Source organism: Alishewanella sp. WH16-1 (assembly GCF_001441695.1).
Classification (GTDB): Bacteria; Pseudomonadota; Gammaproteobacteria; order Enterobacterales; family Alteromonadaceae; genus Alishewanella; species Alishewanella agri.
This window is the reverse complement of record NZ_LCWL01000009.1, coordinates 38,333-53,599: the sequence shown is the minus strand read 5'-3', so window position 1 is coordinate 53,599 and position 15,267 is coordinate 38,333. Positions and strand designations below refer to the sequence as shown.

Annotated in this window: 15 protein-coding genes; all 15 read left to right on the top strand. The window is 50.7% G+C overall.

The window, feature by feature from the left end; translation table 11 throughout:
• Positions 1-7: 7 nt before the first annotated feature.
• The 15 genes from fliF (at position 8) to flhA (ending at position 15,266) form a co-directional block, all read left to right on the top strand.
• Positions 8-1,708 (top strand): flagellar basal-body MS-ring/collar protein FliF, encoded by a 1,701-nt coding sequence (gene fliF, locus AAY72_RS01230; RefSeq protein ID WP_057785258.1) that lies wholly within the window; start codon positions 8-10, stop codon positions 1,706-1,708.
• Positions 1,701-2,732 carry a flagellar motor switch protein FliG gene (gene fliG / locus AAY72_RS01225; RefSeq protein ID WP_008949684.1) on the top strand — a complete coding sequence of 344 codons (1,032 nt, stop codon included), beginning with the start codon at positions 1,701-1,703 and terminating at the stop codon, positions 2,730-2,732. Before fliF ends, fliG begins: the two co-directional genes overlap by 8 nt.
• 16 nt (positions 2,733-2,748) lie before the next feature.
• Entirely contained in the window at positions 2,749-3,555 is an 807-nt protein-coding gene (gene fliH, locus AAY72_RS01220; protein WP_057785257.1) for a flagellar assembly protein FliH, read from the top strand.
• A 38-nt stretch (positions 3,556-3,593) separates the two neighbouring features.
• The gene (gene fliI / locus AAY72_RS01215) at positions 3,594-4,937 is read left to right on the top strand and encodes a flagellar protein export ATPase FliI (RefSeq protein WP_057785256.1); all 1,344 of its coding nucleotides are present in this window, start codon (positions 3,594-3,596) and stop codon (positions 4,935-4,937) included.
• Positions 4,934-5,386 carry a flagellar export protein FliJ gene (gene fliJ, locus AAY72_RS01210; RefSeq protein ID WP_057785255.1) on the top strand — a complete coding sequence of 151 codons (453 nt, stop codon included), beginning with the start codon at positions 4,934-4,936 and terminating at the stop codon, positions 5,384-5,386. The genes fliI and fliJ overlap by 4 nt, the downstream gene beginning before the upstream one ends.
• Before the next feature lie 86 nt (positions 5,387-5,472).
• Positions 5,473-7,461, top strand: coding sequence for a flagellar hook-length control protein FliK (locus AAY72_RS01205; RefSeq protein ID WP_057785254.1), 1,989 nt, complete (start codon positions 5,473-5,475; stop codon positions 7,459-7,461).
• A 105-nt stretch (positions 7,462-7,566) separates the two neighbouring features.
• The gene (fliL, locus tag AAY72_RS01200; RefSeq protein WP_057785253.1) at positions 7,567-8,082 is read left to right on the top strand and encodes a flagellar basal body-associated protein FliL; all 516 of its coding nucleotides are present in this window, start codon (positions 7,567-7,569) and stop codon (positions 8,080-8,082) included.
• Between the two features lie 12 nt (positions 8,083-8,094).
• Entirely contained in the window at positions 8,095-9,183 is a 1,089-nt protein-coding gene (gene fliM, locus AAY72_RS01195) for a flagellar motor switch protein FliM (protein WP_008983068.1), read from the top strand.
• Positions 9,184-9,188: 5 nt separating this feature from the next.
• Positions 9,189-9,566 (top strand): flagellar motor switch protein FliN, encoded by a 378-nt coding sequence (gene fliN / locus AAY72_RS01190; RefSeq protein ID WP_057785252.1) that lies wholly within the window; start codon positions 9,189-9,191, stop codon positions 9,564-9,566.
• On the top strand, positions 9,566-10,102 hold the full coding sequence (gene fliO / locus AAY72_RS01185; protein ID WP_057785251.1) for a flagellar biosynthetic protein FliO: 537 nt from the start codon (positions 9,566-9,568) through the stop codon (positions 10,100-10,102). The genes fliN and fliO overlap by 1 nt, the downstream gene beginning before the upstream one ends.
• A gap of 8 nt (positions 10,103-10,110) precedes the next feature.
• Complete coding sequence (gene fliP, locus AAY72_RS01180; protein WP_008983071.1) at positions 10,111-10,857, top strand: flagellar type III secretion system pore protein FliP; 747 nt, start codon at positions 10,111-10,113, stop codon at positions 10,855-10,857.
• Entirely contained in the window at positions 10,854-11,123 is a 270-nt protein-coding gene (fliQ, locus tag AAY72_RS01175) for a flagellar biosynthesis protein FliQ (RefSeq protein WP_057785250.1), read from the top strand. Before fliP ends, fliQ begins: the two co-directional genes overlap by 4 nt.
• Positions 11,124-11,133: 10 nt before the next feature.
• Positions 11,134-11,907, top strand: coding sequence for a flagellar biosynthetic protein FliR (gene fliR, locus AAY72_RS01170; RefSeq protein WP_197408354.1), 774 nt, complete (start codon positions 11,134-11,136; stop codon positions 11,905-11,907).
• Positions 11,908-11,916: 9 nt separating this feature from the next.
• Positions 11,917-13,047 carry a flagellar biosynthesis protein FlhB gene (flhB, locus tag AAY72_RS01165; protein WP_057785249.1) on the top strand — a complete coding sequence of 377 codons (1,131 nt, stop codon included), beginning with the start codon at positions 11,917-11,919 and terminating at the stop codon, positions 13,045-13,047.
• A gap of 107 nt (positions 13,048-13,154) precedes the next feature.
• A complete protein-coding gene (gene flhA / locus AAY72_RS01160) occupies positions 13,155-15,266 on the top strand; it encodes a flagellar biosynthesis protein FlhA (RefSeq protein ID WP_008983075.1) in 2,112 nt (703 codons plus the stop codon).
• Position 15,267 lies beyond the last annotated feature (1 nt).

Below are 15,267 nucleotides of genomic sequence, written 5' to 3'. Positions count from 1 at the left end.
AAGCAAGGTGGCAGAGAATCAATCAACTGAGCTGGCATTGACCAATACCGACTTTAATACCGAGGCTCAGGGGCAGAGCAAAGGCAGCATTTTAAATTCATTTAATAGCGGCGGCGATTTGGTACGCCAGATCACGCTGATTGTGGCCTTAACTATCTGTCTGGCCATCGCCATTCTGATAATCCTTTGGGCACGGGCGCCAGAAATGCGGCCGTTGGGCACTTACGGTACCCAGGAGCTGATTCAAACTCTTGATCACCTTGATGCGCAAAAATTTAAATATAAACTTGAAGGTAATGTCATTCTGGTTCCGGAGAATAAATTACAGGACGTGCGCTTAAGTTTGTCTCGTGCCGGCATGACCAATGAACCTTCACTTGGCACTGAGTTTTTACTGCAGGATAGCGGTTTTGGCGTCAGTCAGCGGTTGGAAATGGAGCGCCTGAAACATAGCCGCGAACAACAATTAGCGCGTACCATTGAAGAGTTACAAAGCGTCGCCCGCGCCCGGGTGCTGTTAGCCATTCCAAAAGAAAATGTTTTCGCCCGGCAGCAAGCACAGCCATCAGCGACGGTTTTGGTTACCGCGCGCGGCGGCAGGGTGATCCGTGACAGTGAAGTTGATGCCATTGTCGATCTGGTTGCCTCTGCAGTGCAAGGGCTGGCTCCGAGCCGGGTAACGGTAACGGATCAAAATGGCCGGCTGTTAAACTCAGGTTCAATAGATGGTAGCGCGGCCCGTAACAGGCGTGAGCTGGAAATTCAACGTAGCCGAGAAGACGAATATCGTCAGAAAGTTGACTCTATTCTGATGCCAGTGCTGGGGGTAGGTAACTATACCGCGCAAGTAGATCTGGTGATGGACTTTACCGCCATCGAACAAACGCAGAAACGGTTTAATCCGGATTTACCGGCAGTACGCAGTGAAATGGTAATTGAAGAAAGTAGCGTTGGCGGCAGTAGCGGCGGCGTGCCCGGTGCCTTATCGAATCAGCCACCGATGCCATCGGCAATCCCGGAGCAGGCAACCGGTAACAATAGCCAGGCCGTCGTACCAGGGCGTAACCATCGCGAGTCCACCCGCAACTTTGAGCTGGATACCACTATCAGCCATACCAGTCAGCAAAGTGGTATTATCCGCCGGCTAAGCGTGTCGGTGGCAGTAGACTATCAAAATGTGACCGCTGCGAATGGTACTGTGGTACCGACACCGCGCAATCAGGCTGAGCTGGAGAATATTCGCCGCCTGTTGCAAGGTGGGGTTGGCTTTGATGTCCAGCGTGGTGATAGTATTGAAGTGATTTCAGTGCCCTTTGTGCGCGAGGAAGTGGCGGTAGATACCACAGTGCCATTTTATTTGCAGGATTGGTTCCTGCAAGTGGTGAAGGTGGTGATGGGCGCCTTGCTGGTTATTGTCATTATGCTGGCGATAGTCAAACCCATGCTGCAAAAGCTGATGAATCCGGCCGATACCTCTGATGCCTATGATGAAAATGCGTTAAGTCAGAACCTGGATTTAGGTGATGATTTCGATATGGCCGCCTCAACGTTCGACGACAAAGCCGTAGGTTTTGCGCCAGATGGTACCCTGATGCTGCCAGATCTGCATGGTGACGAAGATTTATTAAGAGCGGTGCGGGCGCTGGTAGCGAACGAACCTGAACTGTCCTCTCTGGTCGTTAAAAACTGGTTAGCTGAAGATGAGTGAGAATAAAGCGATAAAAGAATTCGACATCAGTAAACTGGATGGTGTCGAAAAAGCTGCCATCCTGCTGCTAAGTTTGTCAGAAGAGGATGCCGCACAAATCCTAAAACATCTGGAACCGAAACAGGTGCAAAAGGTCGGTTTAGCGATGGCGCAAACCACGGATCTGAATCAGGCTAAAATTGCTGCGGTGCACCGGCGCTTTATTGAGCAGATCCAGAATTTCAGTACTATCGGCTTCCAGAGTGAAGAATTTATTAAGCGTGCCCTGACCGCGGCACTGGGTGAAGAAAAAGCCGCCAATCTGATTGACCAGATTGTGCTGGGTGGCGGTGCCCGTGGTTTGGACTCGTTAAAGTGGATGGACTCAAAACAGGTTGCCAATATTATTCGCAACGAGCACCCGCAAATTCAAACCATCGTTTTATCTTATTTAGAGCCAGAGCAATCAGCGGAAATTTTATCGCAATTCCCGGAAAAAGTGCGGCTGGATTTGACGATGCGAATTGCCAACTTGGAAGAAGTCCAACCGGCAGCGCTGCAAGAGCTAAATGAAATTATGGAGAAACAGTTTGCTGGTCAGGCTGGCGCGCAAACAGCGAAAATGGGTGGCTTGAAAGCGGCTGCCGATATCCTGAACTACCTGGATACCAACCTGGAAGGTCAGCTGATGGATGCTATCCGCGAGCATGACGAAGAGATGGCACAGCAAATTCAGGATCTGATGTTTGTGTTTGAAAACCTGATTGATGTGGATGATCGTGGTATTCAAACCATTCTGCGTGAAGTGCAGCAAGATGTGTTGATGAAGGCGCTGAAAGGCACAGACGAAAACCTGAAAGAGAAAATCTTCAAAAATATGTCAAAACGCGCGGCTGAATTACTGCAGGATGATCTGGAAGCGATGGGGCCGGTGCGGGTCAGTGAGGTCGAAACGGCGCAGAAAGAAATTCTGTCTGTGGCGCGGCGCTTATCAGATGCCGGTGAAATTATGCTGGGCGGTGGTGGCGGTGAGGAATTCCTGTAAGGGTTAAACAAACAGCATGACAACCGATGCCTTTCGTTCCAAAAAGCCATTTTCACCCGACGCTGAAGTAGAAGAACAGCTGCGAGCCTGGCAAACGTTGGATTTAACTGAAGAAACCGAGTTAAAGCCAGGCCAGACTAATGCGCTGAACCTGCGGCGGCCTGCGGCGACAAAGCTAGTCGTGCCAGAGGAGGAAAACCCGGAGTATAAACCCTTAACCGCTGAGGATATGGAACAGATCCGCCAGGCGGCGTATGACGAAGGTTTTGCCGAAGGCAAAGAAGAAGGCTTTGGTAAAGGCTACGCCGAGGGACGCCAGCAGGGCTTGGCGGATGGCACGGCACAAGGCCTGGCTGAGGGCAAAAAGCTCGGATTGAGTCAGGCGCAACAAGAAATCGATAACAAGCTCACCCAACTTACTGAGCTGCTATCGCAATTACAACAGCCGTTATCCGGTTTAGATCAGCAGGTCGCTAGCGGGATCACAGAACTGGCTTTGGCGATGGCGAAAGCGGTGATTGGTGTAGAAGTAACCACTAACCCTCAGGTGATCCTGCAAGCGGTGCAGGAAGCCACATCGGCCTTGCCACTACAAACCGAACAAATGCGGATTAAATTGCATCCGGATGATCTGGCGATTTTGCAGCAGTATTACAGTGCAGAAGAGCTGCAGCAGCGACACTGGCAATTGCGGGCAGAGCCCACAGTGGAGCGTGGTGGTTGTCTGGTTGAATCCGAAAAATCCAGTGTCGACAGAAGTTTGACACAACGCGTAAACGCCAGTCTGGAACACTTCCTGCATCAGGCCTCTACATCAGATTAATGCTGCCGGTTTCGCACCGGCAAACTCATTGAGTACTTATGGCCGATAGCGCAAGTCTGCTGCAACATTTGCAGCAGCAACATCAATATATTCATCGCAGTCGCCCGGCAGTATCCGGCCGCTTGGTGCGGGTTGTCGGCTTGACACTGGAAGCCACCGGCTGCAGTGCCGCTATTGGCCAGGCCTGTCTGGTAGAAAGTGCCCGCGGTGAAATTCTGGCCGAAGTCGTCGGCTTTGCCCAGGATCGGGTATTTCTGATGCCGCAGGAAGAGATCGAGGGCGTAGTCCCCGGCGCCAAAGTCACCCCGATGTTGCAATATAAAGGTATACCACTGAGCATGGCGTTGTTAGGCCGGGTGATTGATGGCGTTGGCCGGCCACTTGACGGCAAAGGCCCTATTACCGCCAGTCAATACGCCAGCGGTAAAGGCAAAGCTATTAACCCGCTGCATCGCCGGCCGATTAAGCAACCGCTGGATGTTGGGGTGCGATCGATTAATGCGATCCTGACGGTGGGTAAGGGCCAGCGTATGGGCTTATTTGCCGGCTCCGGCGTAGGTAAGAGCGTGCTGTTAGGTATGATGACCCGCGGTACCGCTGCCGATGTTATCGTCGTCGGCCTGGTGGGTGAGCGTGGCCGCGAAGTGAAAGAATTTATCGATGAAATCCTCGGTGAAGACGGTAAGGCGCGCTCTGTCGTGGTCGCCGCGCCGGCCGATGTGTCGCCGTTAATGCGCTTAAAAGGCTGCGAAACGGCCGTCCAGGTGGCGGAGTACTTTCGCGATCAGGGTTTGGATGTATTGCTGTTAATCGATTCTATTACCCGTTATGCGCAGGCACAACGCGAGATCGCCCTGGCGGTGGGAGAGCCACCGGCAACCAAAGGTTATCCGCCCTCGGTATTCGCTAAACTGCCAGCACTGGTTGAGCGAGCCGGCAACGGCTCGGGTAATCAGGGTTCGATTACTGCATTTTATACCGTGTTATCAGAGGGAGACGATTTGCAGGACCCTATTGCCGATGCATCCCGCGCTATTCTGGATGGGCATATTGTACTGTCCCGTAACCTGGCTGATGCCGGGCATTTTCCGGCGATTGATATTGAAAAATCCATCAGCCGGGTGATGCCAGCCATTACCAGTGAAGAGCACCAGTTATTGGCGCGCAGTATCAGGCAGCTTTACGCCAGTTATCAGCAAAGCAAAGATCTGATTGCTATTGGTGCTTATGTTCGCGGTAGCGATCCACAACTGGACCAGGCCATCAACATGTTGCCGCGGATCAACCAATTTTTGCAGCAGGGCATGAAAGAAGTGGTGCCCTATGACGATTGTTTAACGGCCTTGAGTCAGTTAGCGCCAACGCAGCGGGGTAGAGCATGAGCAGTAATAAACTCGCGATGTTAATCCGGGTACAAAAAGAGCGCGAAGAAAAACTGCAGGCGCAGTTTGTCAAAGCGCAGCAGCAGTTTCAGTTGGCGGAGCAAAAATATCAGGGGCTGGCGAATTATCGCACAGAGTATATCCAACAAAGTATGCAACAAGGCGCCATTGGCTTGGGTGGCCGGTTGTACAACCAGTACGTTGCCTTTATCAGCAAACTTGATGAGGCACTCAGTCAGCAGGGGCGGGTGGTGCAGCAAAGCCGCAATGTTGCGGAGCAACGCCGGCAAAGCTGGCTGAAGATGCAAACCAAACGTAAAGCCCTGGAAAAATTAGTCGAACAGGCACAGCAGCGCGAACAGTTGCTGCAGCAACGGCAACAACAGAAACTGGCCGACGAATATGCGGCACAGCGTTTTTATCAACAGCAGTTGGCTGAACATTACTAATCACAAAAAGTGGCCTGTTTTTTGTATGCAATGGTTATAAACCAGTTTGCTACCCGTAGTAACCGCTGACAGAAGGCATCATAAACATGACACAGGGTTTACAGTTTTCAGTGTTATTTAGCAGCACAGACAATATGTTAAGTATTGACGCGTCAGCGGCTAACCTTAGTCAGACGAGTCCGGAGCTGCAACAACAGGCCGAGCGCTTCCGGCAAGTATTGGCAAGTGAACAAGCCGATGGAACTGTCCGGCAAGATGTTGCCGCTGTAACACAAGACGTGGGACACGGGGTAAATCATCAAGCCAAGCCGGCGGTGCCCGGCAAAGACACTCAACTTAGCAAGGCAGCTAATGAATCTGCTGATACTAATACGCAACCAACAGCATCTGACGAGTCTTCAAACGTTACTGACGCAGCTGGCGAGCTGCTGGGCTTAATCCAACGTGCTAACCTCACTGCCAGTCAGTTACAGAAAAAAGCGGACACTGCCGCTGAGCAGCACCATATAGTGCCGCAGCCGCAGCTTGATAAGGCTGAGCCGGTTGAAGATGAACTTTCGGTTATTCGCGACACGGCTTTACCTGTTGCATCTGACAAAGATTTGACAGCTCATGCCGGCAATAAAGAGGATGACACTAAATTAAAAGCTGTGACACCGGTATTGTCTGAAGACAGCATCACCTCTGTGCCTAATCCTGCAGTCACAACAGCAAATAACGAGCGTAAGGCGACAGGCAGTGTGCAAGCACAATCACAACCGGTTACGCTGGCCGATACCCAGTTACCTGACGATGGTTTAACTCCGGTGCCGGGAACAGAGCAGAGTGAAGTTATTTCTGCTACTGCGCCTAAAGCTCAGCAAAGAGAAGCGGAACAAAAACGGGCTGATCGATCTGCATCAGAGGCTAAACTGTCAGCACAGGTTGCACAAAGCCAGGGTAATGATGCCAAATCTAAGCCAACGGCAATAGCACAGAGTGTAATTAAGGCCGCTCATACAAGTGAGCAGCAGCCAGCAGCCGCGCAATCAACTTATCCAGTCGAATCAGTCAGCAGCAAAGAAAAAGAAGCAAGCGCTGTATCTGGAGTCACTGAACTGAGCCAAAGTAAAGCGTTAAACCAAGCTTCAACAGCGCCGGATGCGCTAGTTCAGCCAGTCATGACACCAACGACATCTGCCTTGTCTGGCCGGGAAGGGGCAGAACGCGACATTGCCGGTAATACCATACGAGAGGACGTAAGGCCTTTAATAGACGCGACAGCTGCACCTCAGGTAGCAGTGCAGGCAGAGGCAGTGGCTCGTACTGCATTAAGTCCTGCTGATTCTGCCAGCACTCAGGAGTCAAAAGCCAGCCGGCAGACTAGTCAACAACCAGCTAACATGGCCAGTAGCAATGATGTATTAAAGATCGATACCAATGCTAAATCTACCGGCGATGAGCGGGGAGCGGAACAGGGAACCGAGCAACGCTTATTTCAACCGAGTCGGTTAGAAGTGACGCTGGCATCTGGCTCCTCAGGCCAAGGTAGCACTCAGAGCGAGAGCTTTCAGCAGCAACTGGCCCGGCTTGACGCCTCAGTTGCCAGCGTTGTAGCCGCTCAGCGTGCAAGTGAGAAAACACCAGTGCCTGAGCTAAGCGCCCGACTTAAACAGCTTAATTTGCAGCAGCAAGATGCAGCGGGGCAGTTACGCGAACGCGTGCAGTTAATGGTGCGACAGAATATTCAGGTGGCAGAAATCCGTCTTGATCCCGCCGAGTTAGGGCAGATGCAAATCCGCATTAACTTACAGCAGGAACAGGCCTCAGTGCAGTTTATTGTGCAGCAGCAACACGCAAAAGAATTATTAGAACAACAAATGCCACGCTTGCGCGAGCTGTTGCAGCAACAGGGGATTCAGCTCGGAGAAGGGCAGGTGCAGCAACATAGCCGGCAGCAGCAAGGTAATGGTGATGGTAGCTCGCGCCCGGGACAAACAGCAAATAATTCAGCAGAAAATTTTAATGATGATTTGCCTGCTGCCAACACGGTTGAGGTACAACATCGGGAAAGGCTGGTGGATTATTATGCATAATCCGCTATTGTCGTTCTATCGACCGGACTTTTCGTTTACAAAGCGAAACCGCAGTGAGCATAATAACCAGTAGCAGGTACTCAGCCAGGACGGGAGCCGATAGCGATGGCCGATAACGAGTTAGAGTTAGTTGATAAGGCAGCAAAACGCAAAAAGTTGATATTAGTCGGCGCTGCCGTATTGTTGGCGGTGATAGTGGCTGGCGGGTATTTTCTGTTGTCGGACGAGAGTAGTGCCCCTCAGGATTTAGTTGAGGAGAGCGCTGCGCCAACAGGGAGCGCAGAAAATGCAGCGATCAGCGGTTCGGCGTTATATGTACAGATGCCCCGGCCTTTTGTGTTTAATGTGGCAGGCAGTAGCCGGGACCGCTTAGTTCAGATTCGGGTACAAATAATGGTGCGCGGTGATGCGAATCAGGCTTTAGCGCTGAGACATATCCCGTTAATTGAAGGTACCTTATTAGCAACCTTTAGTGCGGCAAATGCCGATGAGTTGATTACAACGACCGGTAAAGAAGAGCTGAAAAACCGCGCTTTGATTGATTTACAAAATGCCATGCTGGACGTGGTAGGTACTGTGGTGGTAGCAGAAATTCTGTTTACCGGTTTTGTCATGCAATAAGAGTGAGCAACAGTGTCGGATTTATTATCGCAAGATGAAATAGATGCGCTATTGCATGGCGTTGATGAAGTTGTCGAAGAAGAAGTCGACGCCAGTGAGCCCGGTGACGGCTCCCGCACTATGCAGTTCGATTTCTCATCTCAGGATCGCATTGTCCGTGGCCGGATGCCGACCCTGGAGATGGTTAACGAGCGTTTTGCCCGCCATATGCGGATTAGCCTGTTTAATATGATGCGTCGTACTGCAGAGGTCTCAATAAACGGCGTGCAAATGATTAAATTCGGCGAGTATGTGCACACTTTGTTTGTACCAACCAGCTTGAATATGGTGCGCTTTCGGCCGTTAAAGGGCACAGGCCTGATTACCATGGAAGCGCGGTTAGTCTTTATTCTGGTAGATAACTTCTTCGGCGGCGATGGCCGCTACCATGCCAAGATAGAGGGCCGCGAATTTACTCCGACCGAGCGGCGCATTATTCAGATGCTGCTGAAGTTAATCTTTGAAGATTATAAAGAGGCCTGGGCGCCGGTAATGGACGTGTCATTCGAGTACCTTGACTCTGAAGTTAACCCGGCGATGGCTAATATCGTCAGTCCGACCGAAGTGGTGGTGATCAGCTCCTTTCATATTGAACTGGACGGCGGTGGTGGCGATTTCCATGTCGCGCTGCCTTATTCGATGCTGGAGCCCATACGTGAACTGTTGGATGCCGGGGTACAAAGCGACAAGGAAGATACAGACCTACGTTGGTCGAAAGCCTTGCGTGATGAAATTATGGATGTGAAAGTCGATCTCACCACCCGTATGCTGGATGTAGATTTAACGCTGCGCGATATTATGGAGCTAAAAGCTGGTGATATTATCCCGGTTGATATTCCGGGGCATGTCACGGTTATGGTTGAGGATCTGCCCACCTTCCGGGCTAAGGTCGGACGGTCGCGCGATAACGTTGCGCTGAAAATTATTGAAAAAATTAAACGCCCTGAATCTGTTAAGTCAGAACTACAGGTGTTCACCAAAGGTGGCCGGCGTCTGGATAATGATGCCGATATCTCAGAATTAGAAGCTGATCTGAATTTCAGCGACAGAGACAGAAGGTAAACAAAATGGCAAATGATCAGGACACCATGGACGAATGGGCAGCCGCCATGGCGGAGGCCGAGGGCGAAGCTAAAGCCGTCGAACTGGAAGAGTTGCAGGATGAAAAAGGTGCCGCAGTTGATAAACGCAAGCTGGATACCATTTTGGATATTCCGGTTACCATCTCAATGGAAGTCGGTCGGGCCAAAATCAGCATCCGCAACTTGCTACAACTGAATCAGGGCTCAGTTGTGGAGCTGGACCGGATCGCCGGTGAACCGCTGGATGTGCTGGTAAACGGCACGCTAATCGCGCACGGCGAAGTTGTTGTGGTGAACGACAAATTCGGTATCCGGCTGACTGACGTGATTAGTCAGATCGAACGGATTAAGAAGCTGCGCTGATGCTAAAACTGGTCGCAAAACTTGCGTTATCACTGCTACTGCTGCTGTCACCCATTGGTGTTACCGCATCGAATCAGGTGGCAGCAGAGCCAAGCCAACAAGTAGCAACAGCAGCGGCACAGAGTCCGGCAGAGGAGCCAGTTGCCGAACCTTTGCCCACTGAAAATAGCCGTCCCAACCGGTTAGTCAGCCGTGACGCTGTATTAAACCCTGGCAGCGATAATAGCAGTGGTTCAATGGCGCTTGGCAAAATCGCCATTTCTCTGGCACTGGTGATTTTGTTGGTGTTGGGTCTGGGCTGGTTATTCAAAAAATTGACATTGCGCCTGCCGGGCAGCCGGCATATGAAAGTAATTTGCACCCTGCCACTCGGGCAGCGTGAACGTATCTTAATTATTGAAATACAAGGAAAACAGCGGGTGATAGGTGTAACGCCTCACAGCATCAATTTGCTGTTTGAATTAGAAAATCCTCTTCCGGAAGAAAAGTTGGCATCAGATTTTCATACACAGCTGCAGTCATTCCTGAAAAAATAGATGTTTGCATGCTGCGATTGCTGTTTATTCTGTTGCTGGCGCTGCTAAGCCCACAACTGCTGGCCGATAATGGCACCTTATCGGCCGTTACTGTTACCACCAATGCCGATGGCTCTCAGTCCTATAGTGTAACGCTGCAAGTACTGGCGATTATGACCGCGCTGAGTTTTATTCCGGCGATGGTGATTATGATGACCAGCTTCACCCGCATCATCGTAGTACTGGCAATTTTGCGTCAGGCTATCGGTTTACAGCAAACCCCGTCAAACCAGGTGCTGATCGGTATTACGTTATTTTTAACCTTTTTTATTATGGCGCCGGTGTTCAAAACTATTAATGAACAGGCGATCCAGCCTTATCTGGAAGAGACGCTGGATCCTGTGCAGGCGCTGGACGCGGCTATTGTGCCGTTAAAGGCTTTTATGCTGCATCAGACCCGGGTGCGCGACCTGGATACCTTTGCTCAGATTGCCGGGCTGGAGGTAGCCGAGAATACGCAGGATTATCCGATGACGGTGGTGATTCCGGCTTTTGTCACCAGTGAGCTGAAAACCGCGTTCCAAATTGGCTTTATGTTGTTTATCCCGTTTCTGATTATCGATCTGGTCGTGGCCAGTGTGCTGATGGCGATGGGTATGATGATGCTATCACCGATGATTATTTCGCTGCCGTTTAAGCTGATGATGTTTGTCTTGGTGGATGGCTGGATCTTAGTGATGGGGACTCTGGCGACCAGTTATGGAGTTGGCACATGAGTCCGGAAACCTTTGTCGATGTGCTGCGCGACTCCTTATTTATTGTGATTTTGCTGGTTAGTGCCATTATTTTGCCTTCGCTGTTTGTGGGCTTAGTTGTGGCGGTGTTTCAGGCGGCAACTTCAATTAACGAACAAACCTTAAGCTTCTTACCACGCTTAATTGTCACCTTGCTGGCACTGATTTTCGGCGGTCATTGGTTGGTGCGGGTCATTATGGACTACACCATCGAATTGTACCAAAGTATTCCACAGGTTGTGGGTTAGGTCAGCGCCAATGGAAATTCTGATGGCGACCCTGATGCAGACCATAGCGGATTTTTTGCTGCCGCTGTGTCGGGTATCTGGCATGCTGATGATTATGGCGGGTCTGGGCGTGCGTAATATCCCCACCCGGATAAAAACCGGTTTGGTGGTGTTGATCACGGTGGTGATGATGCCGATGCTGCCCAAAACCGTCTACCCAGAGCTGATTTCCTTTGCCATGGTGTTAGAGGTGATGTTGCAGCTGACGATTGGTTTCGCGCTGGGCTTTATTTCGTTGATGTTTATCAATACCTTCGTGCTGGCCGGTCAGTTACTGGCAACGCAAACCGGTTTGGCTTTTGCGTCGATGGCCGATCCGGCCAGTGGCATGACAGTGCCGGCAATTGGTCAGTTTTACCTGATCCTGGCGAGTTTATTATTCTTTGTCTTTAACGGTCATCTGATTATGATTCAGATGCTGGTGTTTAGTTTTGAAACGCTGCCAATTAACGGCGAGTGGTGGGATGTAACCAGCTATTGGACCATTATTGAGTTTGGTGGCTGGATGTTTGCTACCGCTCTGGCTATTGCTTTAGCACCCATAGTCGCCATGCTGGTGGTAAACCTGTCGTTTGGCATTATGACCCGCGCTGCACCTCAGCTGAATATCTTCTCGATCGGTTTCCCGATTACTATGTTATCCGGCTTACTGATCCTTTGGCTGACGCTGGATACCTTCTTATTTCATTATGAAAAGCAATGGGAGCATGTCATCGACTATAGCTGCCGGCTGATTGGTTGCTAGGAGGCTGACGTGGCAGAAGATTCCGGCGCCGAAAAAACCGAACAGCCCACCCCCAAGAAGCTGCAAGACGCAGCAAAAAAGGGCCAAATCGCCCGCTCAAATGACCTTGGCACGGCTTTTGTGTTAATCGGCAGCGCGGCGGCATTGCTGGTATTTGGCAAGATGCTGGCCATGGCGATGCTGAATATTGGCCAGCGCATGATGCGGCTGGACCAAAAAGATATTTTTGAAACCAATAGTATGTTTACCGCCTGGGGTGATGCCGGCAGAGAGTTAGCTGCGCCGTTAGCCGGTATCTTTTCGCTGATTCTGGTTGCCGCTTTTGTTGGCAGCATTTTGTTGGGAGGTTTTAATTTTAGCTGGGAGGCCGCGGGCCCCAAAGCGAGTAAAATGAGTCCAATCCAGGGCTTTAAACGGATGTTTGGCTTACAGGCGCTGATGGAGTTGTTAAAAAGTATTTTGAAAGTCGCGGTAGTCGTAGGCGTTGCTTATGTGCTGCTAAAAGTCTTTTTTATGGACATCATGTCGCTGTCGCTGATGAGCGAGCCAAATAATATCGAATCAGCGTTGTATTTTCTGGGGTGGTTGTTTTTGGGCCTATGCGCCAGTATTTCGGTGATTGCGGTGGTCGATGCGCCCTATCAGGTTTGGAATCATACCAAACAACTGAAAATGTCGTTACAGGAAATCAAGGACGAACATAAAAACACTGAAGGTAGCCCGGAAATCAAAGCCCGTATTCGTCGTACCCAGATGCAGATGTCGATGAAGCGTATGATGCAGCAGGTACCAACGGCAGATGTAATCGTGACTAACCCAACGCACTATGCCGTGGCGCTTAAATACGATCAGGGTAAATTCCGGGCACCGGCAGTGGTCGCTAAAGGTGTGGATGAGGTGGCGATGCATATCCGGAAAATTGCCACTGAGCATAAAATCCCGATTATTGAGTCGCCGGCGCTGGCGCGTTCCATTTATTACACCACCAAGCTGGACCATCCGATCCCGGAGCAGTTGTTTGCTGCGGTTGCGCAGGTGCTGGCTTATGTATTCCAGCTTAATCTGTACCGTAAAGGCAAAGGTAGTCGCCCGAAAGCGCTGGCAAAAGAGTTACCTATTCCTGAGGATGTGCGGCACTAAGGTGATTCGTTAGCGCTGCTAATTTCGCCACTTGCGCGACTAGATATCCACAATGGAACACTTCTTGCTGAAACCTGCCGTTGTGTCAACACTTTGTCAGGTCACGCATGCAGTTAGCCCAGTATTTTAGTAAATTCGATAAAGCTCATCTTCGGCATCTCAAGGGAGTGGGCACGCCCATTCTGATCCTGGCTGCGTTAGCGATGGTGGTATTACCGCTACCGCCGCTGATGTTGGATGTGTTGTTCTCTTTTAATATTGCGTTGGCACTGGTGGTGCTACTGGTGACTATCTACACCAAAAGACCGCTGGATTTTGGTATTTTCCCCAGCGTGCTGCTGGTGGCAACTATTCTGCGTTTAGCGCTGAACGTTGCCAGCACCCGGGTGGTGTTACTTGAAGGGCATAATGGTGGTGACGCCGCGGGTGCCGTCATTGAAGCCTTCGGCTCGGTGGTAATTGGCGGTAACTATGCCGTTGGTATCGTTGTATTCCTGATCTTAATTATCATCAACTTTGTGGTGGTGACCAAGGGTGCTGGTCGAATCGCTGAAGTGTCAGCCCGTTTTACGCTGGATGCGATGCCAGGTAAACAAATGGCGATTGATGCTGATCTTAACTCTGGTTTGATTACGCAGGAAGAAGCCCGTACCCGCCGCGAAGAAGTCACCAGTGAAGCCGATTTTTATGGCTCGATGGACGGTGCCAGTAAATTTGTCAAAGGTGATGCCATAGCTGGCATTGTAATCCTGGTGATCAATCTGGTTGGTGGCTTGTTTATCGGCATGATGCAACATAGCCTCAGTTTTGGCGAGGCGATGGAAATTTATACCTTACTGACGATTGGTGATGGCCTGGTAGCACAAATTCCCGGTTTATTACTGTCTATCGGTACAGCGATTATCGTCACCCGGCAGAATAAAGAGGGTGATCTCGGCAAGCAGATGCAAAGTCAGCTTGGTGATAACACTGATGTGTTATTTATCGCCGCCGGTGTGATGACCCTGATGGGAATTGTACCCGGTATGCCACATTTCGCCTTTCTATCATTAGCGGCTCTGTTGGGTGGCGTTGCCTGGTATACCAAAAAACTGGCAACGGCTAAGGTCGCACAACTACAGCCCCGACCTGCTAACGTAAGTGGTCAGCAAATGGCGGATAGTCAGCCGGTTAAAGAAATTGGTTGGGATGATGTTCAGGGCGTAGATGTTATCGGTTTGGAAGTGGGTTACCGTTTAATCCCCTTGGTCGATAAAGCGCAGGGCGGCGAGCTATTAAACCGGATTAAAGGTGTACGTAAAAAGCTATCGCAGGAATTAGGTTTCCTGGTGCCGCCGGTACATATTCGCGATAACCTGGATCTGGAACCCAACAGCTATCGGGTGGCGTTAATGGGAGTGACGAACGGTGAGGGAGAACTGCGCCATGATAACGAGCTGGCGATTAACCCGGGGCAGGTGTTTGGTACCGTCAAAGGCATCGCCACTAAAGATCCGGCATTTGGCTTAGATGCCGTTTGGATCAGCAAAGATCAGCGTGAGCATGCGCAAACCTTGGGTTATACCGTGGTTGATGCTGCCACGGTTGTTGCCACTCATCTTAGTCAAATTCTGACCAATAATGCCGCCAGCCTGCTAGGCCACGAAGAAGTACAAAATCTGCTGGATATGCTCGGTAAGCACTCGCCGAAACTGGTAGAGGGTCTGGTTCCGGAGACCCTGCCGCTGACCGCTGTGGTCAAAGTACTACAAAACTTGCTGCACGAAGGTGTGCCGATCCGTGATATGCGTACTATCGTGCAAACACTGGTGGAGTATGGTGCTAAGAGTCAGGATATTGACGTGTTAACCGCGGCCTGCCGTATTGCGCTGCGTCGGCTGATCGTGCAGGAAGTGGTGGGTAGCAAACAGGAAATTCCGGTTATTACCTTTGCACCAGAACTTGAACAAATGCTGCATCAATCCATGCAGGCAGCCGGTAACGACGGCGCCGGCATTGAACCGGGATTAGCCGATCGCATCCAACAGTCGTTACAAGAAGCGCATCAGAATCAAGAGCTGACTGGCGAAAGTGCGGTAATGTTGACGTCAGGAATTTTACGCTCAGTGATGGCACGATTCGTGAAATACACTATTCCAGGATTACGGGTGCTGTCGTATCAGGAGATTCCGGATGATAAGCAAATCCGCATTGTTAGCGTTATCGGTCAGTCGAACTAGG